This is a genomic window from Streptosporangium longisporum (genome assembly GCF_039534895.1).
Lineage (GTDB): Bacteria > Actinomycetota > Actinomycetes > Streptosporangiales > Streptosporangiaceae > Streptosporangium > Streptosporangium longisporum.
On the sequence record NZ_BAAAWD010000029.1, the window covers coordinates 166,679 to 190,706 of the forward strand.

Annotated in this window: 34 protein-coding genes; 25 read left to right on the forward strand and 9 right to left on the reverse strand. The window is 70.1% G+C overall.

The window, feature by feature from the left end; translation table 11 throughout:
• Window positions 1-207 precede the first annotated feature (207 nt).
• Window positions 208-510, forward strand: a complete 303-nt coding sequence (locus tag ABD832_RS39285) for a hypothetical protein (RefSeq protein ID WP_344907013.1) — start codon at window positions 208-210, stop codon at window positions 508-510.
• Window positions 511-701: 191 nt separating this feature from the next.
• On the opposite strand, the gene ABD832_RS39290 is transcribed toward ABD832_RS39285, so the two are convergent.
• On the reverse strand, window positions 702-1,460 hold the full coding sequence (locus ABD832_RS39290; protein ID WP_344907016.1) for a GntR family transcriptional regulator: 759 nt from the start codon (window positions 1,458-1,460) through the stop codon (window positions 702-704).
• A 215-nt stretch (window positions 1,461-1,675) separates the two neighbouring features.
• On the opposite strand from ABD832_RS39290, the gene ABD832_RS39295 reads away from it, so the two are divergent.
• From ABD832_RS39295 to ABD832_RS39405, 23 genes are all read left to right on the forward strand, one after another.
• Window positions 1,676-1,927: a helix-turn-helix domain-containing protein gene (locus tag ABD832_RS39295; protein WP_344907019.1), complete on the forward strand. Its 252-nt coding sequence runs from the start codon at window positions 1,676-1,678 to the stop codon at window positions 1,925-1,927.
• Window positions 1,928-1,959: 32 nt separating this feature from the next.
• Window positions 1,960-2,184: a hypothetical protein gene (locus tag ABD832_RS39300; protein ID WP_344907023.1), complete on the forward strand. Its 225-nt coding sequence runs from the start codon at window positions 1,960-1,962 to the stop codon at window positions 2,182-2,184.
• Window positions 2,181-2,315, forward strand: a complete 135-nt coding sequence (locus ABD832_RS39305) for a hypothetical protein (protein ID WP_344907026.1) — start codon at window positions 2,181-2,183, stop codon at window positions 2,313-2,315. Before ABD832_RS39300 ends, ABD832_RS39305 begins: the two co-directional genes overlap by 4 nt.
• Window positions 2,316-2,427: 112 nt before the next feature.
• A complete protein-coding gene (locus tag ABD832_RS39310) occupies window positions 2,428-2,649 on the forward strand; it encodes a hypothetical protein (protein ID WP_344907029.1) in 222 nt (73 codons plus the stop codon).
• Window positions 2,649-2,858, forward strand: a complete 210-nt coding sequence (locus ABD832_RS39315; RefSeq protein WP_344907031.1) for a hypothetical protein — start codon at window positions 2,649-2,651, stop codon at window positions 2,856-2,858. The genes ABD832_RS39310 and ABD832_RS39315 overlap by 1 nt, the downstream gene beginning before the upstream one ends.
• Complete coding sequence (locus ABD832_RS39320; protein ID WP_344907034.1) at window positions 2,855-2,980, forward strand: hypothetical protein; 126 nt, start codon at window positions 2,855-2,857, stop codon at window positions 2,978-2,980. Before ABD832_RS39315 ends, ABD832_RS39320 begins: the two co-directional genes overlap by 4 nt.
• Window positions 2,981-2,990: 10 nt before the next feature.
• Window positions 2,991-3,146 carry a hypothetical protein gene (locus tag ABD832_RS39325; RefSeq protein ID WP_344907037.1) on the forward strand — a complete coding sequence of 52 codons (156 nt, stop codon included), beginning with the start codon at window positions 2,991-2,993 and terminating at the stop codon, window positions 3,144-3,146.
• A 77-nt stretch (window positions 3,147-3,223) separates the two neighbouring features.
• Entirely contained in the window at window positions 3,224-3,475 is a 252-nt protein-coding gene (locus ABD832_RS39330) for a hypothetical protein (protein WP_344907041.1), read from the forward strand.
• Between the two features lie 133 nt (window positions 3,476-3,608).
• A complete protein-coding gene (locus ABD832_RS39335) occupies window positions 3,609-3,905 on the forward strand; it encodes an HU family DNA-binding protein (RefSeq protein WP_344907044.1) in 297 nt (98 codons plus the stop codon).
• A 151-nt stretch (window positions 3,906-4,056) separates the two neighbouring features.
• Window positions 4,057-5,478: a hypothetical protein gene (locus tag ABD832_RS39340; RefSeq protein ID WP_344907047.1), complete on the forward strand. Its 1,422-nt coding sequence runs from the start codon at window positions 4,057-4,059 to the stop codon at window positions 5,476-5,478.
• Complete coding sequence (locus tag ABD832_RS39345; protein ID WP_344907050.1) at window positions 5,475-5,918, forward strand: RapZ C-terminal domain-containing protein; 444 nt, start codon at window positions 5,475-5,477, stop codon at window positions 5,916-5,918. Before ABD832_RS39340 ends, ABD832_RS39345 begins: the two co-directional genes overlap by 4 nt.
• Window positions 5,915-7,783, forward strand: coding sequence for a hypothetical protein (locus tag ABD832_RS39350; protein WP_344907053.1), 1,869 nt, complete (start codon window positions 5,915-5,917; stop codon window positions 7,781-7,783). The genes ABD832_RS39345 and ABD832_RS39350 overlap by 4 nt, the downstream gene beginning before the upstream one ends.
• A 36-nt stretch (window positions 7,784-7,819) precedes the next feature.
• On the forward strand, window positions 7,820-10,027 hold the full coding sequence (locus tag ABD832_RS39355) for a hypothetical protein (protein ID WP_344907056.1): 2,208 nt from the start codon (window positions 7,820-7,822) through the stop codon (window positions 10,025-10,027).
• A gap of 280 nt (window positions 10,028-10,307) precedes the next feature.
• Complete coding sequence (locus ABD832_RS39360; RefSeq protein WP_344907059.1) at window positions 10,308-10,946, forward strand: M48 family metalloprotease; 639 nt, start codon at window positions 10,308-10,310, stop codon at window positions 10,944-10,946.
• A gap of 94 nt (window positions 10,947-11,040) precedes the next feature.
• Window positions 11,041-11,418 carry a hypothetical protein gene (locus ABD832_RS39365; RefSeq protein ID WP_344907062.1) on the forward strand — a complete coding sequence of 126 codons (378 nt, stop codon included), beginning with the start codon at window positions 11,041-11,043 and terminating at the stop codon, window positions 11,416-11,418.
• Window positions 11,419-11,504: 86 nt separating this feature from the next.
• A complete protein-coding gene (locus tag ABD832_RS39370; protein WP_344907065.1) occupies window positions 11,505-11,819 on the forward strand; it encodes a DUF7739 domain-containing protein in 315 nt (104 codons plus the stop codon).
• A 33-nt stretch (window positions 11,820-11,852) separates the two neighbouring features.
• Window positions 11,853-11,996, forward strand: coding sequence for a hypothetical protein (locus tag ABD832_RS39375; RefSeq protein WP_344907068.1), 144 nt, complete (start codon window positions 11,853-11,855; stop codon window positions 11,994-11,996).
• Window positions 11,997-12,137: 141 nt separating this feature from the next.
• Window positions 12,138-12,644, forward strand: coding sequence for a hypothetical protein (locus ABD832_RS39380; RefSeq protein ID WP_344907071.1), 507 nt, complete (start codon window positions 12,138-12,140; stop codon window positions 12,642-12,644).
• A gap of 59 nt (window positions 12,645-12,703) precedes the next feature.
• On the forward strand, window positions 12,704-12,991 hold the full coding sequence (locus ABD832_RS39385) for a hypothetical protein (RefSeq protein WP_344907074.1): 288 nt from the start codon (window positions 12,704-12,706) through the stop codon (window positions 12,989-12,991).
• 308 nt (window positions 12,992-13,299) lie between these two features.
• Complete coding sequence (locus tag ABD832_RS39390) at window positions 13,300-14,142, forward strand: tyrosine-type recombinase/integrase (protein ID WP_344907077.1); 843 nt, start codon at window positions 13,300-13,302, stop codon at window positions 14,140-14,142.
• 68 nt (window positions 14,143-14,210) lie between these two features.
• Window positions 14,211-14,723, forward strand: a complete 513-nt coding sequence (locus tag ABD832_RS39395; protein ID WP_344907080.1) for a hypothetical protein — start codon at window positions 14,211-14,213, stop codon at window positions 14,721-14,723.
• Window positions 14,724-14,816: 93 nt separating this feature from the next.
• On the forward strand, window positions 14,817-14,957 hold the full coding sequence (locus ABD832_RS39400) for a hypothetical protein (protein ID WP_344907082.1): 141 nt from the start codon (window positions 14,817-14,819) through the stop codon (window positions 14,955-14,957).
• Between the two features lie 284 nt (window positions 14,958-15,241).
• Entirely contained in the window at window positions 15,242-16,153 is a 912-nt protein-coding gene (locus tag ABD832_RS39405) for a hypothetical protein (RefSeq protein WP_344907085.1), read from the forward strand.
• 45 nt (window positions 16,154-16,198) lie between these two features.
• Here the strand turns inward: ABD832_RS39405 and ABD832_RS39410 are convergent, their stop codons facing one another.
• The 6 genes from ABD832_RS39410 to ABD832_RS39435 form a co-directional block, all read right to left on the reverse strand.
• A complete protein-coding gene (locus ABD832_RS39410) occupies window positions 16,199-16,468 on the reverse strand; it encodes a hypothetical protein (protein ID WP_344907088.1) in 270 nt (89 codons plus the stop codon).
• A gap of 220 nt (window positions 16,469-16,688) precedes the next feature.
• Window positions 16,689-16,949 carry a hypothetical protein gene (locus tag ABD832_RS39415; RefSeq protein ID WP_344907091.1) on the reverse strand — a complete coding sequence of 87 codons (261 nt, stop codon included), beginning with the start codon at window positions 16,947-16,949 and terminating at the stop codon, window positions 16,689-16,691.
• Complete coding sequence (locus tag ABD832_RS39420; RefSeq protein ID WP_344907093.1) at window positions 16,949-17,554, reverse strand: hypothetical protein; 606 nt, start codon at window positions 17,552-17,554, stop codon at window positions 16,949-16,951. Before ABD832_RS39420 ends, ABD832_RS39415 begins: the two co-directional genes overlap by 1 nt.
• 176 nt (window positions 17,555-17,730) lie before the next feature.
• The gene (locus ABD832_RS39425; RefSeq protein WP_344907096.1) at window positions 17,731-18,546 is read right to left on the reverse strand and encodes a peptidoglycan recognition protein family protein; all 816 of its coding nucleotides are present in this window, start codon (window positions 18,544-18,546) and stop codon (window positions 17,731-17,733) included.
• Entirely contained in the window at window positions 18,543-18,902 is a 360-nt protein-coding gene (locus ABD832_RS39430; protein ID WP_344907099.1) for a hypothetical protein, read from the reverse strand. The genes ABD832_RS39425 and ABD832_RS39430 overlap by 4 nt, the downstream gene beginning before the upstream one ends.
• Window positions 18,899-19,324, reverse strand: a complete 426-nt coding sequence (locus ABD832_RS39435) for a hypothetical protein (RefSeq protein WP_344907102.1) — start codon at window positions 19,322-19,324, stop codon at window positions 18,899-18,901. Before ABD832_RS39435 ends, ABD832_RS39430 begins: the two co-directional genes overlap by 4 nt.
• 136 nt (window positions 19,325-19,460) lie before the next feature.
• Between ABD832_RS39435 and ABD832_RS39440 the strand changes: the two genes are divergently transcribed.
• The gene (locus ABD832_RS39440) at window positions 19,461-20,540 is read left to right on the forward strand and encodes a DUF4352 domain-containing protein (RefSeq protein WP_344907105.1); all 1,080 of its coding nucleotides are present in this window, start codon (window positions 19,461-19,463) and stop codon (window positions 20,538-20,540) included.
• On the opposite strand, the gene ABD832_RS39445 is transcribed toward ABD832_RS39440, so the two are convergent.
• Complete coding sequence (locus tag ABD832_RS39445; protein WP_344907108.1) at window positions 20,537-20,731, reverse strand: hypothetical protein; 195 nt, start codon at window positions 20,729-20,731, stop codon at window positions 20,537-20,539. The two genes, ABD832_RS39440 and ABD832_RS39445, sit on opposite strands and share 4 nt — an antisense overlap.
• On the reverse strand, window positions 20,731-24,024 hold the full coding sequence (locus ABD832_RS39450; RefSeq protein ID WP_344907111.1) for a phage tail protein: 3,294 nt from the start codon (window positions 24,022-24,024) through the stop codon (window positions 20,731-20,733). Before ABD832_RS39450 ends, ABD832_RS39445 begins: the two co-directional genes overlap by 1 nt.
• Between the last annotated feature and the right edge of the window lie 4 nt (window positions 24,025-24,028).

Here is a 24,028-nt window from a genome sequence, read left to right on the forward strand (position 1 = left end):
AGATGGGTCCCCCGCTGGGGGGACCTTCAGGGACCAGGCGGGGGAGCTTCCCGCACCAGGCGGGGGACCTTCAGGACCAGGCGGGGGACCTTCAGTGGCGAAGCTCCCCCCAGCGGGGGGGCTTCCGGGAGGGGAAAGGTCCCCCGCCTCAGACTGAAGGTCCCCCGTGCGGGGGGCCTTCAGTGCCGGGCACTCCTGTCCAGGGACATGGAACTCCAGGGCGTGGCCGTTGCAGGCGAACAGCACCCGACCGCTCTTGTCGGTGACCACGTTCCCGCGTGCGTCACGAATCGGCACCCGGAGCTCGAGGCCCTTGCCGGCGAGCTTGCCCAGCACCTTGCCGAGCTGCTTGTCGTCGGCGAACCCGGTTCGGCGGATCACAGCTGCGAGGGTGTCCTTGCCGTACGCGCGACGCGTGTCGTCATGCGCCTGGTCTGCGATCTCGAGCGCGACCAGCCGCTCTCCCGAGGAGAGGCCGGCAGGAAGTCGGTCGGCAAGCCAGCGCCGTAGCTGGTAACCCATCAGGCGTCATCGCCTGATCGTGTGCGGGCGCACAGAGACGCCCGCGATGTTGCAACCACGGATCTCCTCCTGTTGTGGCAGGTACAGGGATCTAGAGCTCGTCCGGCGCCGTAATCGCCAGGGCGGGCCCGTCTTATTTAGTTGATCAACTACTAGATCAAGGCCCCGCCTGCATGGCCTTAGTCAAGACGAATCCGGTAGTTGAGAACTGCCCGATCAGCTGGGATAACGATCGGATCCGCCACCTCTACCACCCGGCCGCCGGACAGCATGCGGCGAGTGATGGTGAACACCGGCATCCCGGAACCGATGCGCAACGCCGCCTTCTCCTCTGGCTTCGGCATTCGTGACGAGACGTCCTCATCGATCTCGTCCACCTCGATGCCGATGCTGCGCAGCTGCGCGATCGTTCCACCAGGCCACGGCTCCCGATCCGGATCGGCGACAGGCGTCCCCTCGACGTCGGAGGCGAGTAGGCACGGCCTCGACATCTGCGACGGCTCCCCCTTGGCGTAGAAGACGAACCGCCGCTCCAGGATCCGCTCGCCCGCCGGGACTCCGAAGAGGCTGGCCAGACGCTCGTCTGCCTCAATCCACCGGTACGCCTTGTCCAGCCGGTACTCATGCCAGGTGATGCCCTGGTCGGCGGTGAACGAGGTCTGCGGAGTTTCCTGGGGCCCGGCGTCGACCCGGTAACGCTCGGAAGAGATGCGCTTCACGGGCGGACGCTTCGGAACGAACACACCCCGGCCGCGGACGCTGACCACCGCCCCAGCTTCCTTGAGGATTCCGATGGCCTTGGCGACGGTGCCCTTGCTGACACCGTAGCGGTCGATCATCTGCCGCTCCGATGGAAGTGCAGCCCCAGGAGACAGCTCGCCTGACTGGATCTCGGCACGCAGGTCGTCCGCGATGTTCTGAGCGGTGAATCGTGCCACGGCTTCGTCTCCTGTGCATGGGGGCTGATCACTCTCGCTTCAAGAGTAGGGGGATCTCCTCATGGAGGGGCAATCCGGGATCCCGACTTCCCTGTTTTCACAGACAGCTTGACACACCTCCCTATGGAGGTGCATCGTCTTCCTTAGTGAAACTTCCCTATGGAGGGTTCATCTTAGCCCTTACCCGTCTCGTGTCCGATTTGGAGGTGTCTTCTGTGCGTACCGCCCCGGCTGCCCAGCCGAAGCCGCTGATGAAGGTGGTCGAGGTCGCCGATCTGTGCGAGGTCGATGAGGAGACGGTCCGGGTCTGGTTCCGCGAGGGCAAGCTCAAGGGCCGCCGCACGCCGGGCGGCCGAGACCTCCGCTTTCGCCGGACGGCCGTGTACGCCCTGATGGGCCTGCTCGACGACCCCTCTCACAACGAAAACGGGCCCGCCCTGGCGATTACGGCGCCGGACGAGCCCTAGGTCCCCACACCCGCCACAACAGGAGGAAGACCGTGCTTCACCTTACCGCCGGTATCAGCCCCATCGAAGCCGCCTTCCAGGCCGGCTACGCGTCCTGCGCCCAGACCGCCTCCGACCTCGTCGAGCTCGCCGGCGCCGACCCCGAGCGGTGGATGGCCGCCAGCCGCAACATCCTCAGCGAGACCGAGCTGGCCGAGCTCGCGCAGGCCGCCGCTCAGATCCTCGCCCGCCGCGGCGGAATGGCGGTGGCCGCGTGAACGCCGTCCAGATCGAGCAGACGCTGGCCATCCTCACCGCCGCCATGGTCCCCGCCCAGCGGCCCGCCATCTCCACCGGCAGCTGCACCACCCCCGGGTGCACCAGCTGCGCGAAGGGCGGCAAGCGATGAGCACCCCGCCGCACACCCCGGCCAAGCCGCTCTACACCTCGGACCGCGCCACCAACGCGCAGGACGCCCGCCAGCCGCTCCAGACCAGCAAGCCGAAGGAAGGTGGCAAGTGATGGAGTTCCTGGTCATCCTCACCCTCAACCAGCCCGTCGGCAGCGACTTTCGCCAGATCACCATCTCCCAGATCGTCAAAGCGTCGCCCGGTTCGACCCGCGTGGGGCTGCTGAGTTGGGCCATCGCCGAGCTCGGCGAGGACTGGAAGGGCTCCAACGTGCTGTTCTTCAGCGCCGAGCCCAACACGCTGCCGACCTCGCTCGGGGCGGTGAAGAGCTGATGCCGCGCTTCACCTTCAACACGCCCAAGGGCGAGCGAGCCGTCTGGGCCACCGACGAGGCCACCGCCCGCGCCTACCTCGAGTCGCTGATCAACCACCCTCACCCCGACAAGAGGGACGACCAGCCGTTCACCTCCTCCCAGCTCGCCCGGATCCAGCGGGAGCGGGAGGCCCGCGCCGCCCTGCTCACCCTGCGGGCGGAGCAGTGACGCCGGCCGAGCGGCTCGCCACCGCTCTCCTCGCCCTCAACACCCTCGACGCCGCGATGGTGCAGCCCGAGCCGCAGCCGCGCCAGGACGACCCCGCCCGCACCAAGCCGAAGAAGCCCTGAGGCGGACGGCATGGACACGATCACACCGGACACCGCACGGAAACTCCTCATCGCCCGCTCCTACACCGCCACCGGCGACACCGCCGCCCAGCTCCGCCGCCAGGCCGCCACCGTCACCCCAGGCCAGACCATCCACCTCGGCACAGATCAGCTCGTTGTCCGCTGACGTTGCGGATGCCGCCCGGCCCACCCGCCGGACGGCTTCCGGAGCACCAGCTCCCCGCCGAAAAGAAGGAGACCGACATGACGATCCACACGACGACGTACAAAGGCCACAACTACAGCGGCCCCATCAACACCCTCGGCGACCTGCGCGCCGCACTCGCCAGGATCACCGACATGCCCGACGACACGCCGGTCCTTCGCGCCGAGGACGACGGCAACGAGCCCGACTCCTACACCTCCGTCCGCGACATGGAGATCACGTTCTGGGACGGAGAGACCCAGTGCGACAAGGGCGACGAGGACGCACGCGAGGCCCTGTTCGTCTGGTGACCCCCGAGCTGACGTTGCGGATCCTCGCCCGCCCGCCGGGCGAGGCGTCCGGAGCAGCAGCTCCACCGCACCCACCCCGGGCGCGGAACAACCCAGAACGATCCGGAACACCCCGGAACGAAGGAGAACACCCATGAACAAGAAGGAACTCATCGACGCCGTCGCCGAGCACGTCGAGCTCCCCAAGGCCACCGTCGCCAAGGTTCTCAGCGGACTCCTCGACGTCATCCCGATGGCCGTCGCCGCCGGCGAACCGGTCGCCATCGTCGGCTTCGGCACCTTCGAGGCCGCCTACCGGCAGGCCCGCGCCGGCCGTAACCCGCACACCGGCGAGCCGCTGAAGATCGCGGAGACGTGGGCGCCGAAGTTCAGCCCCGGCTCGGTCTTCAAGGAGACCGTCCGTACCAGCAACGTTCTCACCTCGGCCTGACCGCAGCTGATGTTGCGGGTCCCCGCCCGACCAGTGCGGGCGGGGCGCCCGGAGCAGCAGCTCCCGCACCACACCAGCTGGCCCCGGACCGCGACTCCACCGCGGTCCGGGACCTCGACCCCGCACCACCCAAGAGCAGGAGAAGGATCTTATGGAGCACGCTACGGACACGGCCCCGGCCGCGCCAGAGCGCGCCGAGCCTCCGCGACGGTGGCGCTCCCTCGCCGAACGCCGCGCCGACGCCGCCCGCGCCCGCATCGACGAACAGCGCGCCCGCCTCCAAGCCGAGCGCGAGCGCCTCGAAACCGAAGCCGAGCACGCCCGCCTGCGCGCGCTGCTCGACGAGCAGACCACCACGGCCGCAACCAAGCGCCGCAACCACCGCCGCACCCTGCGCCAGCGCGTCAGCCTCGCCGTCGTCCTGGCCGCCGCCAACGTGGGCGTCAACGGCGCCGCCGTCCTCGGCCAGATCCTCGCCCTGATGTACGGCCTGAAGTGGGAGTGGTGGCAGGCCGTCCCGCTGGCCGTCGTCGTCGAGTCGGTCGCGGTGAACGTCGGCTACCTCGCCCACGACAAGATGATCAAAGGGTTCAGTGCCTACGGGCTGCGCCTGCTGTCCTACGCCATCGGCGTCGGCGTCGGCGTCTTCAACTACAGCCACAACTCCGGTCTTTCCCAGACCGAGGACTTCGCCGGCGTGTTCGGCGCCGCCTCCGTTCTGTCCCCGGTGCTGTGGCAGATCTACTCCCAGTGGCGGCACTGGGAGACGATGCGCGAACAGGGCCTGCTGGAGCAGCGCCCGCTGCGGTTCCCGCTGCTGCGCTGGGTCATCCCGTCCCTGCGCTCCGAGACGTGGGCCGCGTTCAAGCACGGCGTCGCCGAGGACATCCGCTCCCCGCAGGTCGCCCTGGCCGAGATCCGGGCGATGAGCGCGACGGACGCCGCATGGCGGGGCATCGGGGACGTCCGGGCCGGACTGGTCGACGTCCAGGGCAACGTCCTCACGGTCGCGGAGCTGGTCATCGCGGAGATGGATGCGCGCGATGCCGTGAACACCTCGGCGCCGATCGAAGCGCCGCCGATCGTCACCCGAGAGATCACCCAGGCGGTCACCGAACTGGTCACCGCCGAGGCCGCTCCCGGAAACGATGAAGTGAACACCTCGGCGACGATCGAATGCACACCGGAGCCCTCCGCCGCGGACCTGACGCCGGTCACCGGCGCGGTCACTTCAGACGCCGCGGACGCTGACGACGATGAGCAGGACAGTGACCGGGTTCGCCCGGATGAGCAGGACAATCGCAACGCCGAGAAGTGGATCAGGGGGTGCATCCGCAACGGCCGTACCCCGACCTACGGCGACGTCGCCGAGCGGTACAAGTTCAGCCGCGGCTGGGCTCGACTCCGTGTACAGGCGGCGCGCGCCGAGATGACCACCAAGGGGTACCGGTTCCTGCCTGGAAACGTCGTCCAGGCGCCCACCAAGTCGGTCACTGCGAATGGCTCGCGAAGTGAACACTCCGAGGACATCGAGATGACCACCATCGGGTCGGCGGGCGGTGACGAGCGATGACCGCGACCACCATGCACACCGACCCGTGGGCCATCAACATCCCCCCGACCACCCCGGTGCAGATCGTCGTCACCAGCTTCGGCTACAACCACGGACCGGCACCGACCGCCGACATCACCATGGACGCCCGCCGCCTCCACATCCCAACCGACCGCCCCGGCATGCAACGCCGCACCGGCCGCTCCGCGAAAGTCCGGCGGACCGTCCTGGCCACCACCGGCGCCCGGGAACTCGTCCGGCACGCCGCGGCCTACGCCCTGGACGTGATGGTCGCCACCGGCCGGCGCGTCACCATCGCGGCGGGCTGCACCGAGGGCCGTCACGCCAGCGTGGTCCTGGCCCGGGAGATCGCCCGGCTGATCCGCGCCGACGACATCACCGTCCGCGTGGAGCACCGCGACATCGACCAGGTCCCGGCCGTCGACGGGGGTGCGCGATGACCAGCAGTGACGACTTCGAGCCCACGCTGGCGCCGCGCACCTCGGAAGAGCCGATCGAAGGGGTCATCATCCCCCCGGTCGACCGCCCGGCCCCAGCTGCCGAGCCGCAGGACGGCCCCGTCGACGTCGACGACTTCGACGATGACGAGCCCGGGGGCATCCCGGCGGCGCACCTGGCCGCCGGGGGCCTGTCGGCCTCGGCCACTGCGGTGGCCAGCCTGTATCAGCTGCTGGGCCTGCCCGGCCTGATCGGTGGCGGGGTGCTGGCCGGCGGTAGCGCGGTGGCGTACGTGCGTCACCGCTACCAGCGCCGTCAGCGCTCCATGGCCGGGGTCAGTTGGGAGGCCGGTCGCGGTGGCCACGGCGGCCGCCGATCCACGGCCTCAGACTCCGGCGGGTCGGTGTTCGGCGCGCTGCGTAGCCAGGGTCGCTCCTCGCGCTCCGGCGGTCTGCTCGGTGGCCGCGCTGGCGGGACCCGCTCCGGAGCTTCTGGCGCATTCGGTGGGCTGGGTGGACGTTCGCGCCGATCGAGCAGCACGGGGTCGGGCGGTTTGTTCAACGAGGGCCGCTCGCGTAGTACGCGCGGCCGCGACTCTAAATCGTCCAAGGGGTCCGGATCGGGGGCGGACCGCCGGTCCACGACCAGCGGGGGGGCGAGCACGAAGGCTGGCCGCTCGGCGCAGAGCCGGACGGCCGGGCCGGTCGCGGCGGCTCGCAATTTCGCCGCTTCCCGGGTCCGCCAGTCTCGTGAGCGCTCGGCGCGCAGGCCGGCCTGGAAGGACACCCGCGGCGCGCAGCTGGTCGAGTCCGCACGTCAGCGCGCCGGGGCCGCCCGTAACTTCGCCGCCTCCCGAATTCGTCAGGTCCGCGAGCGCTCCCGTACCCAGAGGGCGACCGCATGGAAGGACTCCCGGGGCGCGCAGATGGTCGAGTCCGCCCGCCGGGTCCTCGGCCCCCGGGCCCGCCGGCTGGGCGCGTGGGCTGATCGGCGCACCGGTGCCCGGGTCTCCACCGCCTGGCAGGCCGCGCGCGGCGAGGGCGGTTTCACCGCGGCGCGGCGCCGGGCCGCCTCGGCGCTGGGCACCTGGGACGCCCAGCTCACCGCCTCCCTGGTGGCGCTGGTGGCGCTGGTGGTTGAGCAGGTGCGCCGCTACCGGGCCCGCAAGAGCGCTGCTCAGGACATCCGCACGTCCGAGCAGGACACCAGCAACGACACGAAGGAGAACACCAAGCAGGACGACGACCAGCCGGTGTCGGTCGTTCACGACGGGACCGGCGTCGAACCGCCCATCAGGGCGACCGTCACCTGTCCCCGGTGCGGCGTCGCCCATGAGGTCGTCGTCCCGGGTGGCCAGGCCAAGACGGTCATCACCTGCGGGTGCGGCTACACCATCAACTTCTTCCGCATCCCCGCCACCGCCTCCAGCGAGACGGCCCAGAGCACGCCTTCCGCGCAGACCACCACGGCCAACCAGGCCGGGACCGTCACCGCCACCCGCATCTACAGAAGGAACCGATCCATGAGTGCCAACCCGCTCGCTGCCGCAGCTGCCGAGGTCAACGCCGTGGCCGCTGCTCACTCGCCCGAGGACATGTGGACCGTCGCCCGTGAGCTGGACCAGCTGCACGAGGTGCCGGCCAACATCGCGATGGCCGTCAGGACCTACACGATGCGCCTTCAGGGCGAATACCCCGTCGACCCGGCCGTGGTCGACGCGATCCACGAGCTGTATCAGGGCCTGGCGCAGCTGGTGCCGGTCGCCGAGGAGATCGCGGTGATGTTCCGCACCGCGCACGCCGAGGACCTCAAGCGCGAAGAGGCGCCGCGCACCAATGAGCAGCTGTGGGACGTCGGCCGCATCTGACGCCGCCCTGACCTGCACACACGAAAGGAGATGACGGTGGGCACCCACACCAAGACCACGACCAAGACCAAGACCAAGGCTGGCCAGTCCCGGCCGGTGGACTGGTCTCTCAAGCCCCGCGGGCCGGTCTCGGCGACCGCGCAGGGCGTGCTCGCGCTGGCCGCGCTGGCCACCGTGGGCGACGCGGTCGACCTGGCGCCGGTGTGGGGATGTGCGGCCACGGCCGCCGCGGCGGTGGGCACGGTCGTCACCAGTGCCCACCGCCAGCTCGCCCCCTCGGCGCTGATGTATCGGCTGGCGTGCTGGATCGGCGCGGGATCGTGGTGGAGCTGGACGCTGGTGGACACGCCGTGGTCGCAGACCACTTGGGCGGCGCTGGGCATCGGCGCCTTGAGCGCGGTCATCACCGCGCCGCTGGGCCGCATCACCGCCCGACGGCAAGTTGAGGCGCCTCGCGCCGGCGCCCTGGTGCTGCGTTCTTCGGCTCGCCTGGCGGCCGAGTGGGAGGCGCGCATCCGCCAGGTGTGCAACATCGCCGTCATCGTCAGCGACGTACGGACCTGGGACAACGGCGCCGGATACGACGTGCAGCTCAGCTTGCCGCCGACCGGCGCGACTCGCCCGCAGATCGCTTCTCGCGCTGAAGCGCTCGCTACCGCTGCCGACCTGCCTGATGGGTGCAGTGTGGAGGTGCGCGGCGTGGAGGGCGCCGGACGCAGCCAGGTGCTGGTGCGCGTCTCCACCGTCAACCGCATCGCCCAGACCATCCTCTACCCGGCCGACTACAGCCCGCGCTCCGTCCTGGAGCCGATCGTCCTGGGCGAGTACGCCAACTCCGATCCGGCCGGCGCCGAGGTGCGCGAGGAGGCCTCCCTCGTCGCGGGCAAGCGCGGCTCGGGCAAGACCACCTTGTTGCAGGTCATCTCCATCGCCTTGGGCCGCTGCCGCGACAACATCGTCTGGCACCTCGACCTCAACGGCGGCGGCCTGACCCAGCCGTGGATCGACGTGTGGCTGAACGGCCGCGTCCAGCGCTGCCCGATCGACTGGGCCGCGCCGGACCTGGCCGAGGGCAAGCTGATGCTGGCCGCGGCGATCGCGATCGCCAAGCACCGCAAGGCCAGCTACCGCAAGCTCAAGAAAACCCACAACGTCAACCTGTTGCCGGTCAGCGCGACCCTGCCGCAGATCACCATCGTCCTCGACGAAGGCGCCAACGCCGTGGCCGACCGCGAGCTGGGCAAGCTGATCGGCGAGCTGCAGAACATCGGCCGCAACGAAGCGGTCAACCTGATCATCTCTTCTCTACGGCCGACCGGTGACCTGGTGCCGGTCAACATGCGCAAGCAGTCAGGCGTGCGGGTGCAGATGTATGGGCCCGATGCAGAAGAGCTGGCCCACATGTTCGGCTGGACGGTCGGCGGCAAGCTGAGCATGGACCAGCTCGGCGGCAAGGGCACCGGGTTCTTGTCCCTGGACGGCTCGGCCCCGCGCCCGTTCCGCGGCTACAACGTGCTGCCTGACCAGGTCGAAGAGGCCGCCCTGGCGATCGCGGCAATGCGCCCGGACCTGGATGAGGCCTCCGCTCAGGCGGCCGGCACAGCGTATGAGAGTCGCCTGGAGCGCATGCGGCGCGCTTTCAGTGACCGCGACAGCGCCGAGGTCGACGAGAGCTTGGAGCAGGAACCGCAGGCGTCTTCTCCCGGCGCTCGGTTCTCGCCCGCCGCTCCGGCTGGGCCGCGGCGCCTGAGGGTCGTGCCCCGCGGCGTGGATGCGGCCTCGTGGACCGCCCCGATGGAGCTGGCCCGCGGCACCCGTCCGGTCGCCTCGACCAGCAACGCCGCCAGCTGGGGCGACCCGGTCCTCTCGGGTCGTCTGCGCGCTGAGCAGATGCACCCCGTCCAGGGGCCGGCCACCCCGGCCGGGCCCACCGCCGAGGTTCGGCCGGTGCCGGAGATCCTGCGCCGGGCACTGGCCACGTTCGACGCGCTGGGCGCCGAGCGGCTGCACAGCGAGGAGCTCGCCGTGGCGCTGGGCATCTGCACCGCCGAGGGCAAGGGGGACGCGGTGGCGCTGGCCGATCTACTGCGCCCGCTGGAGGTGCGGCCGCTGCCGAACAAGTTCTACCGCACCGGCCAGGAGCGGCGCGGGTACGCGCGGGTGGCCCTGCAGACGGCTGCGGAGCGTGTCGGCCACGGCGAGATCGAGGTGCCCGCCGCGGTCGCCGCCTGGCCCGCCGCCTGACGCGCCTCCCCCCGGGGGGCCTCCCCCGGGGGGGACCCCCCATCCCCCCGACCCCCACCGGGGACCCCCCACCCTGAGTGAACAGCGAAAACGCTGGGGTGGTGGGGGTGGGGGGGCGGGTCAGAACCCCCCGGAATCCGGGCCCTGAGCCCCGCTACCCCCCCTTCCACAAGACCCCCCATCCCCCCCGGCCCCGACGGGGACCATCCCCGCCACGCTCCTTCTCCGACCTTTGCCCTGCCCTTCGATCATCACTAGCTGTAACCGAACAGGAGATGTCATGGACCCGCAAATCACCCGTCTCGTCCCCACCTCGACCCCCGCCGCGACCACCCCGACGACGCCGGCGGGCCTGGCGGAGCTCACCGGCGCGCTGGCCCGCGCCGCGCACGCCCCGGCCGTACTCGTCGTCGTCGACCCCGCACTCGAGGACGGCGCCCTGGCCCACGGCAGCCACTGCGACCCGGACGCGCACATCACCCTCGGCGCCGACCTGCTGGCCGACCAGACGCGGCTGCGCGGCGTGCTCGCCCACGAGATCGCCCACCACGCCCTGGGCCACAGCCAAGGCCTGACCCAGGCCAGCTGGTGGCAGAACGTCTGCTGGATCGGCATCTGCACGTTCGTGGCCGCGATCGTCGCCGACTCCTCGGCGTGGGCCGACGTCGCCTTAGTGGTGGCGATCGGCGCGCACCTGCTGGCCGCCCGCGAACAGCGGCGCGAGGAGTACCAGGCCGACGCCCACTCAATGCAGCTGCTGAACGCGGCCGGCCTGGACGGGCACGCCATCGTCACCGCGACCCTGGCCGCCCTCCCCCAGGAGTCGCGCCTCTACCGGCTGGCCGGCTGGATCATCGGCAGCCACCCCACCCCCGACGCGCGCCGCCGCGCCTTCCTGGCCACCGCGCAAGCGCGCTGAGGTTGCGGATGCTCGCCCGGCCGGTGGCCGGGCGGGTGCCCGGAGCAACAGCTCCCCGCCCCTGACCACCGTTCCTCACCATAGGGAGACCCGCATGAACACCACCACCGCCGACCTCACCCCCGAGGCCATCGCCGAACGCCGGACGCGCAGCGAGATCCGCGCGGGCCGCGACAGCCTGCGCGCCGCCGTCCTGGACGCCGCCAGCGCCCTGGTGCCCCGCGCCAACCGAGGCAACGCCGACGAGGTCCTGGCCGCCGCCGCCCCGCTGATCGCCTGGGGCCTGAAGGCCACCACCCCCCGGGACCTGATGTTGCGTAAAAACGCCATCACCCGCCATCACACCAACGTCGTGGCCGGCGGCACCTCCGGCCGGGTGAGCGGCCGCATGGACCCCGTCCCCACGCCGGAGCAGTTTCTCGACGGGTGTCGCGCCTTGTACGCCTTCCTGGCCGGCGACGAAGAGGGCTGACGTGCGGGTGCGGGACCGTCCTGCGGGGGCCGGTCTCGTGCCCGGAGCAACAGCTCCCAGCCTCACGACGAAGGAGAGACCGACCGATGGGCATCTTCTACGGCCGCCACACCGGCAGCCGCTCCTACACCTACTCCGCCGAGCTAGCCGCCAAGCTCACCAAGCGCGGCGCCCGCTCCTCCACCGGCGCGGCCGGCCTGCTGACGTACATGGGCGGCGAGATGCGCCTCGACTCTTGGGAGATGTGCCCCGAGGAGGCCGAGCAGGCCGCCCGCTGCATCAAGCAGGCCGCCACGAAACTGCACCCGGCCGACCGTCGGATCGCCGAGCAGATCGCCGCCGACGCCTGGGAGGCCGCCAACGCCGGCCGCCCCTGGACGGTCGGCTGGCTCAGTGACTGACCATCCCCGCTCCACCACTGAGAGGAGCCCGTCATGGGCCTGTTTGACAACGACCCCAAGTACCAGGAGCTGAAGACGATCCGCGAGTCGGGCTATGACGGCCCGATCAACCAGGACGGCCAGAAGGTCGCCACGGGGCGGGCGGCCGAGATCTTCGCCGCACTCCGCGAGCGCTGACCCCTCGGCCCCGGCATCCCGTCGCGTGCCGGGGCCGACCTCACCCACCGCGAGGAGCGGACATGACCACCACCGACCACCAGCCCGACACGCTTCCAGAGCCCGTTCAGGCCGCCATCGACTACAGCCGCAGCCTCCCCGATGCACGGGTGCCCGTCACCGACCTACGCGGAGTCCCCCGGCGGCGACACCATCCACTTCGAGATCCTCATCCCCGACCCGGGCGACCCCACCGACTCCTGGGAGGTGGGCACCACCTGGGCTCCCGGCGACGACGGCCGCTGGCGGTTCGCCCACGGCGGCGCCCGCTCCTTCAAGCGCCAGCACGAGCCTCTCGTCCTGCTGGCGAGCTGGGACGAGGTGCGCGCCTTCTTGGCCGCGCCCGCCTACCCCACGCTCGACCCCGACCCCCAGCAGCTCATCGACCAGCTCGTCGCCCACATCCGCCAGCTCCACCAGGAGTACGACCAGGCCCGCGACCGCGGCTCCATGCACGGCATGGAGCTGGTCAGCAAGGAGATCCAGGGCGTTCAGATTGCGCTCGGGCGGACGCTGGCGTGGCGGGACGGCCAGCCGAAGGAGCACCACACGTCCGCGTTCAACCGGGGCCGCGACTACATGTACGTACACGCGCCCGCCTCCGCCTGACCCGCGCCCCCCGGCCGTCCTCGGCCGGGCCAGCCCACCCACGACCGCGAGGAGCGGACATGACCACCCACACCACTGCACAAGCCCCACCCGCCAGCATTGACCTGAATACGCCCTACGTCGGCTGGATCGACCACTACCACCTCGGCTGGCAGGCCGTGCTCGTCCGCGTGCGCGACGGTCGGCGCGTCGCCCGACGCCTCGGCGCGGAAACGCCCAAGGACTGGGCGGTTGAGACATGCCAGGTCTTGGCCGACACCACGGGCGTGCAGATCGCCGGAGAGCTGAGCAAGCAGGGATTCGTGCCTCTCGCCGGCCCGTGCGCGCCTTGCCCTTCGTCCACCTGACCCTGACCCGGCGGCCCCGGTGTCCCCCTCGGCGCCGGGGCCGCTCCGTCTCCACTACTCGATCTTGAGAGGATGTCATGAGTCTGCACGCTGAAGCTGGAGCAACTTCCGATACCTGTGAGTATCAGAAGTTGTCCCCGGGGGGAGCTTCCGATACTTCGGTTCCTGGGGATTCGCAGGGCACCGATTCGACTTCCGATATTACGGACCTTGATCACGACGGCGGTGGGTCCGCTCCTCGGCGCGGTCCCGGAGCGCTGCCGACCCGGCTGCCCGATCGCTACGCCGAGGTGTTCGCCACCTACCGCGTGAAGGTCACTCGGCCCGGCACCCCGCTGTCCCCGAAGACCATCACCGCCTACCTGTCCCGCATCCGCCAGTACCTCGCCTGGCTGGACGTCGCCGACCTCGACGGCAACCCCCTCACCGACCCATCCGTCCGGGACTGGGCCTCCCGCGACTACCGCGCCTATCTGCTCACCGTCGCCAAGCGCAGCCCGGCCACCGTCAACGCCCACCTCACCGCCGTCGACGACCTCAACCGATGCCTCGGCGTCGGCCCCGCCACGGCCAAGCGCACCACCCTGCCCCAGCTCGCCCCCCGCGCCCTCGACCCGCGCGCTCAGACCCGGTTCGTGCGTGAGGCCGAGCGCGCACCCGCCCGGGACGGCGCCATCGCCTACACCGGCTACTACGCCGGGCTGCGGATCGCCGAGCTCGCCGCCCTCGACGTCGACGACGTCCACCTGTCCGCGAGGAAGGGGGCGCTGATCGTCCGCTACGGCAAGGGGGGCCGCTACCGCGAGGTGCTCGTCCACTCCCGCCTGCGCGCCGCCCTGGAGGCATGGATGGCCCAGCGCGCCGCAGCGGACGGGGAGGTGGCGCTGTTCGTCAACGCCCGCGGCCGGCGCCTGACGACGCGCGGCATCTACGACATCCTCGTCAGCCTGGCGGACGCCGCCGGGATCCGCGAGGACTTCACCCCTCACACGCTGAGGCACACGCTCGGGACGAACATGAGGCGACAGGGCCAGGACATCGTGGTCATCGCCGAAACGCTCGGCCACAGCGTCGAGACCGCCCGCCGGTACGCCCTGCCGACGGAGGACGAGCGCCGTGCCGCCATCGAGGGGCTACCCGTCGACGAGTAGCCGCATCGCAGCGGGCTGTTACCGACCCGCCGTACGCTCACACCACCCCCCTCACCCAGGAGGCAGACATGGATCTCACTCCGCTCGACCGGCTACTGGCCGGCGGCCACGCCCTCACCCTGCGGATGGACGGCGAAGCGGCCACCGTCGACGACACCGGCGCGATGATCGATCCCGGGTGGGGGCCGTACGTGCAGGCCACTCTGATCGGCCACGACGACCGGATCGTGGCCGACGCCTCGGCCGCTACCGTCGCCGCTGCCCTGGCGGCCGTGCTCGAAGAGGCCGCACCCCTTGCCTCGCCTCCCTGGGCGGCGGGCTCCACCTTGGGGGGCGGCCGCCTGATCGACGGCTCCGGCGGGGTCACAGTGCTGCGCATGGACAACGAATGGGCGACGCCCGGCCCAGGGGTCCGCCAAGTGTTCGGCTGGATCGTCGGCGACAGCGGCGGCATCCACGTCGGACGTCAGCAGGTGCGCGTTGAACTCCCCAGCGGGACGGTGCTGGCGGGACGTGGCTTGGTCGAGGTAACGCGCGGCGTCGGCTCCCGGAAAGGTGTCAAGGTCTACATCTACGACTGAACTCGCACTTCGCGGCGCCCCTGCCCTCTGCGGAGGCGGGGGCGTCTTGCTGTCTGCCTGCGGCCGATCACCGCGCCGGGTGAGCATGGCCCCATGACCTCACCCTTGCCCGACCTGCCCGACGATCCGATGCCCGACTGGGCCTTGGACCGAGTCCTGGAGACGCTGGGCCCGCACCGTGAGGTGCTGGAACCGCTCCTTCGGGCCGCGACCCCGCCGGACTTCGACCGGTAGACGAACATGAAGAAGCCCCGCCGCTCTGGAGGAGAGCGACGGGGCTTTTTCGTGGTTCAGCTGCAGCGTCCCCAGGGGAGGGGGCCGTACCGGGGCTAGCGTACGGGGAGGACTCCCGGGGGCGGGGGCGAATCGGCTCGGTCGCCAGCTCTCGTTATGCCAGTCCGTTATACGTGGCAACCGGAGTGATGCGTGATACGTCGGATACGCGCAGTGATCTTCGAGGTCCGGCCCCCGCGAGGGTGGGTCCGGACCGCCACACCGACCCCAGACCGGAGGCACGCATGACGTTCTCATCCACAGACTTTGAGCAGAGAACCGAATACGAACGGTTCGTCCTCGACACCGCCTACCCCCTCATCGCCCGTGCAGCGACAGGAGCAATCATCGACGCGACCCGGCGGGGCCGTCGGGATATCGGGGTCGCAGTGGGCGCGATCGGACTTAAAGCCCATGTCCCTTCTCCAGGCGGTGGAAGTAAGTCTGCCGAGTTCGATATCCGCCCCCTGATCTTCGGGGCAGCGTGGAAAGTTCTCGACCTGCTCATTGAAGGCGTCATCGGCCACTCAACCGGGAAGGGCATGCAGGTCAAAAACAAGCTGGCCATGCTGGCCAGCGCGCCGAGTCCCGCACCGTTCTCCGGAGAACCGAAACTCTGGGAACGAACAGTCGCGATCTATTCGAATACGGCGGAAATGCGCAACTGCATAGTTCACCGAAGGTTCCAGGTAGACAAGCCTGCAGAGGTGATGCGCGGATCAGCGAAGAAGGTTGGCGACTCGCCGCCTCGGCCGGTGAGTTTCGATGAGCAGGCGGCGTTCTGTCGGATAGTGCAAGGAGTGGCCAGCTCCGTAATTGCGCAGGAGCTCACCGCGAGGGAGTGCAGGCAGTTGCAGTACATGTTCGATGTGTTGAGGGGCCACCACGGGCTCGGCGCGCTGGGGGGATCCCTCGTCGAGGGCCCTATCCCCACGGTCAAGGCCAGCCTTGACCAGTTCGACTCCGGGGCTTTCTACCTGGATGGCCCACACATCCATCAGCAGGCACACGAAGGAGCGTCTGACGTCGCGGCGTTTGACCTGATGGTCGTCCTCGCGGACGGCCGATCGCTGCTTGGCGACCTTGCCGCGCTCCCCGCCGACGATGTCACACCGATCGACTTGGATGACCCTCCGGCGTGGCTGCGCTGGCAGTAGGGGCATCGTCAACTGAGAGCGTGGGGCCTGACATCCTCGTGAAGATCAGCCTCGGGCGGCTTTCAGCAGGGCCATCTTGGCGGCGTACCGGTCGCGCTGCTGCCCCCACCAGGGATGCCGGTTCATCGTCTCCAGCGCGACCAACCGGGCCTCACGCACCTCTGCCAACTGCTCCTGCTGCTCGTCGGTCATGGCCCCCTCCATGACCTCCTGCGTGGACGGCAGCGCGTCCGTCACCTCCTGGACGCGGCGGTCAGCCTCGTCGTAGGCGCGCTGCGCTTCGATCAGATCGGGCGGGAACTCGTAGTCGGCCATCTCTCCCCCAGACGGTGCGGTACCGGGGCGATCCTACGAGCCGACTCCCTCGACGACGACAACGCCCCGCCCTCCCGAAGGAGAGCGGGGCGTCTCATGATCAAGGTGTGGGACCCCGTCGGTACGGCCGCACGTCAGAGGCCCCACCACGCCAGTATGCCCGGGCCGGGCACGCGAAGAAGCCCCCGCCGTCCGAAGACGACGGGGGCTCCAGCAGCGGCTATCGCTGCGCGGCAGGCAGGTCCGGGCGCGGCGTGTGCCGGGCCATGAACCCCGACACCGCCGTGATCGCCGTCGGGATCAGCGGCACCACGATCGTCTCCAACCAGTCCGGCCAGAAATCGATCAGCGACAGGTCCGCGTTGACGGCCTGCAGCACGCCGAGCGCGGCCACCGACCCCAGGTAGGCGCCGAGCGTCGCCCACTTCACCTTCGCCTCGACCCGCGCAGGCTGCGCGCCGGGCCCCTCGTGGAGGCTCATCACACGCCCTCGGGGGTGACGTCGCCCTCGCCCGACGCCGACGTCTCAGCCTCGACCGGGCCCGCCACGAGCTCGATCGTCGCCGTCCCCGCAGGCACGACGTCCACGGCGTGGGTGACCGACAGCGGCTCCGCACCCTCGGCGTGCTCGTCCTCGATCGTGACCGTCACCGTCGCCGAGCCGGGCGCGCCGGACACGATCGTGCAGGTCTGCTCGTCCTCCGACACCCGCAGCTCCGCCACCGCCGGGTTGTCGATTGTCCAGGTCACGTTCGGCGTGGTGGGGAAGCCGGCGGCGTCCTGCGCGTTGATGGCGAGGGAGACCTGGTGGCCGGTGTTCATCTGCGTCATGGTGATTCCTTCTCTGTGGGGTGTGCCGGTCGGCACGGTGGTGGCCTCGTCGACGACGGGGCCCGGGATGAGAGAGAGGCTGTGGGTGCCGAGCACGTAGGCGGCCAGGCCGTCCGCGATGCGGCGGATGCTCTCCTGTGCGGCTCGCTCCGTGACGGCGCGGTCTACGCCCGACAACAGGGCCAGCGGGCCGTGCAGCACCGCGGCGGCGTGGATGGCAGCGGCCCGCGCCTGCGCGCGGTCGGGTAAGGGCATAGGGGGTGACCTCCAGCGGATCGGCGCCCGGACGAGGGCATGAAAAAACCCCGGCCGGCGGGCTCGGGGTGGTGGAGGGTCCCGCCGCCGCGGCGGGCCTGGGGAGCGGTCGATGTGGAGCTCCGGGCGGTGCGGGTCGGTGCGTCTCATCAGCGCTTGCAACAGGGCCGCTTCGATCACGCCGACTTCTCAGGCGGCGGCGTCCACGACCACGTCATCGCCCAGGTGGCCTTGTCCACGGTGTCACCGGCGGGCAGGCCGGTCGCGCGCCGGTAGCCGCGGGCCACATCCGCGGACTGCTCGCCGAACACCCCGTCGACATCGAGCTTCCAGCCGCGGCGGGCCATCTTGTCCTGCCAGACCCGGACGTCCTCGCCGCGCATCATCGCGCCCCCGACGTGCTTCAGGACCCGGCCGGGCCAACGGGGAACGTCGCCGTCCCACACCACCTTGACGGGCTTCGGCGGCTTCGGCTTCGCCGGCGCCTCCCGCGGGCGGGGCGCCCCCTTCCGTACCCATGCGTACAGCGGGCCGCCCGGGCAGCTGGTCGAGTAGCCGTCGCGGTGGCCCTTGATCTCGGTGCCGGCGCCGTGCTTGCGCAGCAGCTCGATGCCGTCGCGGACCGCATGCAGCAGGTCGTCGGTGGGCTGGGTGAAGCCGGAGCTGCCGACGAGGGCGAGGATCGCGTAGTGGTCGTCGTTCAGGCCGGGGCCGTTCGCCGCCGACATGACGCCGAAGCCGCGCCCCTCCAGCAGGCGGCGGTGCGGGCATCCCGCCAGGTTGTACGCGAAGTCGCTCCACCCGTTGGCGTCGATGTGCTGACGCTGGAACGTCCTCATCAGCTCCAGGCAGATGTCGTGATCGTCCACGATCTTGGGCGAAACGTAGCCGCCGGTGTAATGCACCTTCACCCCGCGCGCCCGGGGCAGCTGCGTGTAGGAGCTGGTCGGACGGCGGGCGCGCCATCCTGCGCGGGTGACCATCGTCGTCATGGCATCTGCTCCTGTCCGTCCTGTAGTCGGTGGATCTCGGCCTTCGCGATGACCAGGTCGGTGCGTAACTCGCTGATCCGTTCGCCGAGGAGATGGATCTGGCGCTGCTGGTCCGCGAGCTTCGCTTGCTGGTCCGCGAGCTTCGCTTCGAGCGTCGCGTTTTCGCTCTTCGCGGACTCCAGCTCGGTGCGCAGCATCGTGACCACACCTGAAGCGGTCTCGACCATGACGGAGTCGGTTCCCCGGTCGAGCTGGCGCAGCTCGCTCCGCCGCTTGGTGATCGCGATGAACGCCTGGACGATGCCGCCGCCCACGATCCCCTGGGCGATGAAGACCGCGGCGTCAGCCCAGGTCATTCGGCCTCCGCATCGTTCTGGCGGACCACGATGCGGGCCCGTCGCATGATGCTGCGGACCTTGAATAGGCAGCCGACAGCCAGGACGGTGGCGAGGATTCCCGCCGCGAGGCCACCGATGCCCAAGCCTGTGACGACGGTGATCCCGTAGAAGGCGTATCCGGCGCTCATCAGCCACAGGCCGGGAATTTCCATGGTGGAGCGACCCCAGTACAACCCGTAGAGCTTGAGGACGCCGCCGACGGCGAACGTGGCCCCCCACAGGTGTGCCATGACGGTGCCGGTGGCGTGCAGGCTGAGGGTCATGCCCTCGGAAACGTCATCGCCCAGGATCGCGCCCAGGCTGCCGAGCACGACGGCGCCAACCGCCGCCGAGCTGCCGAAGGGATTGTGTCTCAGGTACTCACGCCGAGGCAGCGCCATATCCCACCTCTCAAGGTCGGGGGAAACCGTCCACCGCAGGGCGCGGACGGCAAGATTCGGTGGCCGGATCCGGCCAGCAGTAACCCGGCAGCACACCCCGGGCGTCACACACGCACCCCCCGACTCTGGAGACGCCGTGTCGTACCACCCACAGGGCCAGCAGCCGCACGACCAGTACCACCACCCGCAGCCGCGCGGCGGATCCGCCCTCTCCGTGGTAGTCGTCGTGCTCGGCGTCGTCACCCTGCTCGGCATCGCCGTCGCCGCGACCCTCATCGTGCTCGGCCCCACCAGCCCAAACACCGGGGCCCCCGACAGAATCGAAGTAGCCGCAGCAGACCTACCAGCGCAAGAGCACAACGAAGCCGGGGCACGAGCAGCCGCCCAGCAGGTTTTCGACCTCTACGCCGCCGGCTCCTACGGCGAGTTCTGGGATCACTGGGCAGCCCAATCGCAGACCCTGATGTCGCGCGACGACTACGTGACCATGTTCGAGCAGTGCCCGCAGATCGCACAGAACGTGCGGTTCACGATCACCTCGGTCACCGTCAACGGCGACACCGCGAAAGTGCAGGCCAACCGGCTGATCGCGGCGTTCACCTACGACTTCCTCTACCAGGGACAAGCGTGGCGGTACGTGCTCCCCGCCGACCAGCAGAAGGAATACCAGTCCAAGACCGTCGACCAGATCGTGCAGGAGCGGCGAGCGGCCAAACTCTGCGGCGGACAGGACGCGCCGCAGTTCACCCCGCTGCCAGCCCCGACCGCGAGCACACCGCCGGTGGCGCAGGAACAAGCACCACCCGTGGGGAAGGTCGGCGAGACGCTCACCCTCAAAGGGCTGCAGCCGGGTGTTGAAGTCGCCGTCACCCTCAACCGGGTCATCGACAACGCAACGTCGAACAACCCGTACGTAAAGCCGAAAGCCGGTAGCCGCTACGTCGCCGTCGAACTGACCTTGAAGAACGTCGGCCAACAGGTGTACACCGACTCGCCGAGCGCCGGCGGCGCGCTGATCGACGCCGAGGGCCAGCAGCATCGGCCGACGTTCGCCGAGGTAACGGAGGGAGTCGCGTTCAGCGGATTGGTCACCGTGAACCGCGGCGATGCCCGCAAGGGGCTGATCCTGTTCGAGGTGCCCTCCACAGCGAAGGCGGTGAAACTCCAGTTCGGGGTGATGTTCGGCCAGCAGAAGGGCGAGTGGACGCTCTCCTAACGGCCTCCCGCCGCGTCGGAATCCACCGGCTGGGCGCCCTCGATCGCGCGCAGCCGCTCGGCGAGCGCGTCCCGCTGGGCCATCAGGTCCTCCGCGAAGGCCAGCAGGCGTGCGTTCTCGTCCATCACGGTGTTGCGCTGCCTCGTTACCACCTCGAGCACTGCGGTGGTGGGGACTTGGGGTTTGTCCATCAGGTCCTCATTGTGTAGTAGCGGTAGGGGCCGTCGCCGTGCACATCGACCTCGGTGCGGCGCGGCTCCACGAGCAGCGGCGGCACGTCGGCGCGGATCGCCTTCACCAGCCAGCCGACCCGGCGGGCCGGCGGGCCGGTGATGTGGAAACGGCCGCCGTCCGGGTAGGTGGCCGCCGCCTCGCCCGGCACGTCGAGGCAGGACAGCAGCACCGCCCGCCCGTCGGCCCGGGTGAGCGCCTCGAAGTAGCTAGGCAACTCGACCACCGCCTGGCCGTCCTCGTCGAGCGTCGCGGTGCCCCAGTATTCGACGCCGTTGTGCGGGCTCTCGGTGACGCCGTGCACCAGGTACCGGTCCGGATGCTGCGGGTGATCGATGATGAATGTTTTTACGACAAAGTTGATGTCGTTTCTAACAAACTGAATATCGCTGCCGTTCCAGAAACAACGGAACATTCCATCGCCGGGAGCGGATTGCACCCTGAAATTCAGGGGGCCGCCGCTGCTGCCGGTGAGCCCCGCACCTACGACGTTGGTGTAGCCGTCGCTGGTGAACCGGATGCCGGCGATCGCGGTAGTGCCAACTCCGTCGACGATCCCGATGTAGTTGTCGCCGCCAGGCGAGAGGCTGACGGTGTACTTCCGGTTGGACGACGTCACGCTGCCGATTTGCAAGGTGCCCTCGGCGGCGTACGAGGTCAAATAGTGGTAGCGCGTCGCGTCCTCGTACATGCGGATCTCCGGATCCGCCCCGATCGGGTTGATGACCAACCTTTTGGCGCTGCTGCTGACCGTGCTCGTCAGGCGGCCGACGATGTCAACGTCGCCGGTCGCAGCGTCGAGTTTGAAGGTCTGGCCGGCGGACGAGTATCCGCGGAGCCCGTTCACGTCCAACTCCACGCGGGCGCCTGAGGAGTCCGACCGCAGGGTGAAGGCGCCGGAGGCGTTGAGGTCGACCGTCGTGACCCCCGAGGAGTCGATGGTCCGCAGCCCGCTGGTGCTGAGCTCCACCCGGGCCCCAGACGTGTCCGACCGCAGCGTGAACGACCCGGACGGACTCAGTGCCACGGTGTTGACGCCGTCGTTGTCGTACAGCGATAGCCCGCTGACCGTGCTCAGGTCCACCCGGGCCCCGGACGTGCCGGACCGCATGAAGAACACGCCGGTGCCGGCCTCCAGCGCCACCGTCTGCACGCCGCCGGAGTTCCAGACACCGATGCCGCCCGCGTTGACCTCCACCCGGGCCCCGGACGCGGCCGTCCGCAACGTGAAGCTGCCGTCGTTGAGCAGCGACACGAGTTCGGTGCCGCCGCCGTTGTAGCCGTGCAGGCCGGTGGCGTTGAGCTCCACCCGCTGCCCGGACGACGCAGTGCGGATACTGGCGCCGATCAGCCAGTTCGAGCTGATCGTGCCCGCGGTCACCTTGGTCACGGTCAAGTCGCTGATGTGCGCGGAGTCGACCAGCAGCGCTGTCGCCGACGCCGCGGCGCTCGCCGCCGACCGGTTGCCGGCCTGGTCGACGGCGACCACCCGCACCCACCGGGTGGTCGTCTCCTCCACCTCGACCGTGCCCACGGCGGCGATCTCCGCCTGCATCATCCCCGCGGTGGCCGCCACCTGCCCCTTGAGCGTCGTCTCGTCCGGGGTGAAGCCCGACGAATCGCCGACGTGGATCTCCAGGTGCGACAAGTCGAGTTCGAGGTTGAACACCCCGCCGGTCGCCTTGCCGAGCTCGTGTCGCACCTGCAGGGCGAGGGAGGATCCGGCCACCACGGGGGCGGCCGGCGTGCTTGGCGGGATCGTGTCTGGGTGCGCGGTCGCCGACTCGGTGACGCTCCACTCGCCCGCGTTGCCGGACAGGTCGACGGCGCGGATCCCGAAGTCGTACAGGACGCCCGGCGACAGGTCGCCGACGACGACCTGGGTATCGCCCCACGCCGCGTACGCCATCCGCCAGCTCGTCGCCGGCGACACGTCGTAGCGGATCTCGTAGTGGTCACCGTCGAGGATCGTGCTGCCGTCCTCGTTGAGCGGGGTATCCCAGCTCACCATGATGTTCGCCCGGGTGCCGCCGAGCGCATCCAGGTAGACGCTGGTCTCGAACGGCAACACCCACGAGACCTGGCCCGGCACGGTGGCGTCCGGGGTCGGCCGCGGCCCGACCGGCTCGCCACCGGAGTTCGTCAGGGCGCGGTTGAGCTCGCCGACGACCACGGACGTGGCGCCGCTCTCCCACAGCACGTACGGGGTGAGGTCCAGCCAGGTGCCGTCCTGGTGCCGGTAGCCGACCGTCATCCCCTCCGCCACCGGCCACGAGGCCTCGACGGCGCGCAGCCGGATCGGGTTGATCCGCTGGCCCCGGTAGATGACCTCGTTGTCGACGTCGTACAGGCCCGAGTCGGGGTCGTACACCCACACCCAGTCACCCGGGACGAACGCGCCGCGGATGTCGTAGTCCTTCGCCGACAGCTGCATGGCGTTGCGGGTGCCGGAGAAGCGGTTGAGCTGGAGCTGGGCGCGCGCCTGCGCGTTGGTGGTGGCCGTCCCGGACTCGCTGACCAGGCGGGTGCGTTGCACCGGCTGCCCGCGCAGGTCCTGGTAGGGGTTCGACAGGATGTTGACCCCGGCGGTGGCCACCGACGCGCCTTCGCCCTCGGCGAGCAGCACCACCCGGCTCGTCCAGTCCTCCACGTCCCGGGCCAGCGCCATGTCCCCGGGCAGGCCCGTCAGCGTCATGTCCGGGCCGACCGCGCCTTCGCGGACGATGACGCAGGTCGGCGTGACCTTGAACAGGTTGGCGGACGGCCCGGCGTCCAACGTCGCGTTGCCGTTGACGCGCCAGTCGCAGCTCATGGTCGAGCACACGTAGTCGACGGCTTTGCGCCTGCTCTGCCACTGGTGGCGGCCGGTGTAGGTGCCGGCCGCGCTGTAGAGGGTGCCCTCCACCACGGCGGTCGACGAGCCGAGCAGGGCCCGGATGGCGTTGGGGAAGGTCGCGCCGGTGATCTGGATGGGCGACTCCAGGACCTCGCCCTTGTCGTCGGAGTCGCCGAGCCAGACGGCCATGCCCTGGCCCTTGATGACCTTGCGATGCTCGCTCTCGCGGCCGGTGAGCACGCCGACGTAGCGGGCCATGGTGAGCAGCTCGTCCTGGTACTCGGCCACGTTGACCCGGCCCGGGACCAGCGCGACATGGCCGAAGAACTGCAGCCGGTCGAGGACCTCGCGCGGCGTCTCCTCGCTGAGCTGGACGGCCCAGCCGCCGAGCCCCATCAGCACCTCGGTAACAGCCACCCGG

Excerpts from the sequence above, each read along its gene's own strand:
- ABD832_RS39285 (WP_344907013.1), top strand. The coding sequence starts at position 208 with ATGGAACTCCAGGGCGTGGCCGTTGCAGGCGAACAGCACCCGACCGCT.
- ABD832_RS39310 (WP_344907029.1), top strand. The coding sequence starts at position 2,428 with ATGGAGTTCCTGGTCATCCTCACCCTCAACCAGCCCGTCGGCAGCGAC.
- ABD832_RS39315 (WP_344907031.1), top strand. The coding sequence starts at position 2,649 with ATGCCGCGCTTCACCTTCAACACGCCCAAGGGCGAGCGAGCCGTCTGG.
- ABD832_RS39325 (WP_344907037.1), top strand. The coding sequence starts at position 2,991 with ATGGACACGATCACACCGGACACCGCACGGAAACTCCTCATCGCCCGC.
- ABD832_RS39330 (WP_344907041.1), top strand. The coding sequence starts at position 3,224 with ATGACGATCCACACGACGACGTACAAAGGCCACAACTACAGCGGCCCC.
- ABD832_RS39335 (WP_344907044.1), top strand. The coding sequence starts at position 3,609 with ATGAACAAGAAGGAACTCATCGACGCCGTCGCCGAGCACGTCGAGCTC.
- ABD832_RS39340 (WP_344907047.1), top strand. The coding sequence starts at position 4,057 with ATGGAGCACGCTACGGACACGGCCCCGGCCGCGCCAGAGCGCGCCGAG.
- ABD832_RS39345 (WP_344907050.1), top strand. The coding sequence starts at position 5,475 with ATGACCGCGACCACCATGCACACCGACCCGTGGGCCATCAACATCCCC.
- ABD832_RS39350 (WP_344907053.1), top strand. The coding sequence starts at position 5,915 with ATGACCAGCAGTGACGACTTCGAGCCCACGCTGGCGCCGCGCACCTCG.
- ABD832_RS39360 (WP_344907059.1), top strand. The coding sequence starts at position 10,308 with ATGGACCCGCAAATCACCCGTCTCGTCCCCACCTCGACCCCCGCCGCG.
- ABD832_RS39365 (WP_344907062.1), top strand. The coding sequence starts at position 11,041 with ATGAACACCACCACCGCCGACCTCACCCCCGAGGCCATCGCCGAACGC.
- ABD832_RS39370 (WP_344907065.1), top strand. The coding sequence starts at position 11,505 with ATGGGCATCTTCTACGGCCGCCACACCGGCAGCCGCTCCTACACCTAC.
- ABD832_RS39375 (WP_344907068.1), top strand. The coding sequence starts at position 11,853 with ATGGGCCTGTTTGACAACGACCCCAAGTACCAGGAGCTGAAGACGATC.
- ABD832_RS39380 (WP_344907071.1), top strand. The coding sequence starts at position 12,138 with ATGCACGGGTGCCCGTCACCGACCTACGCGGAGTCCCCCGGCGGCGAC.
- ABD832_RS39385 (WP_344907074.1), top strand. The coding sequence starts at position 12,704 with ATGACCACCCACACCACTGCACAAGCCCCACCCGCCAGCATTGACCTG.
- ABD832_RS39395 (WP_344907080.1), top strand. The coding sequence starts at position 14,211 with ATGGATCTCACTCCGCTCGACCGGCTACTGGCCGGCGGCCACGCCCTC.
- ABD832_RS39400 (WP_344907082.1), top strand. The coding sequence starts at position 14,817 with ATGACCTCACCCTTGCCCGACCTGCCCGACGATCCGATGCCCGACTGG.
- ABD832_RS39405 (WP_344907085.1), top strand. The coding sequence starts at position 15,242 with ATGACGTTCTCATCCACAGACTTTGAGCAGAGAACCGAATACGAACGG.
- ABD832_RS39410 (WP_344907088.1), bottom strand. The coding sequence starts at position 16,468 with ATGGCCGACTACGAGTTCCCGCCCGATCTGATCGAAGCGCAGCGCGCC.
- ABD832_RS39415 (WP_344907091.1), bottom strand. The coding sequence starts at position 16,949 with ATGAGCCTCCACGAGGGGCCCGGCGCGCAGCCTGCGCGGGTCGAGGCG.
- ABD832_RS39420 (WP_344907093.1), bottom strand. The coding sequence starts at position 17,554 with ATGCCCTTACCCGACCGCGCGCAGGCGCGGGCCGCTGCCATCCACGCC.
- ABD832_RS39425 (WP_344907096.1), bottom strand. The coding sequence starts at position 18,546 with ATGACGACGATGGTCACCCGCGCAGGATGGCGCGCCCGCCGTCCGACC.
- ABD832_RS39430 (WP_344907099.1), bottom strand. The coding sequence starts at position 18,902 with ATGACCTGGGCTGACGCCGCGGTCTTCATCGCCCAGGGGATCGTGGGC.
- ABD832_RS39435 (WP_344907102.1), bottom strand. The coding sequence starts at position 19,324 with ATGGCGCTGCCTCGGCGTGAGTACCTGAGACACAATCCCTTCGGCAGC.
- ABD832_RS39445 (WP_344907108.1), bottom strand. The coding sequence starts at position 20,731 with ATGGACAAACCCCAAGTCCCCACCACCGCAGTGCTCGAGGTGGTAACG.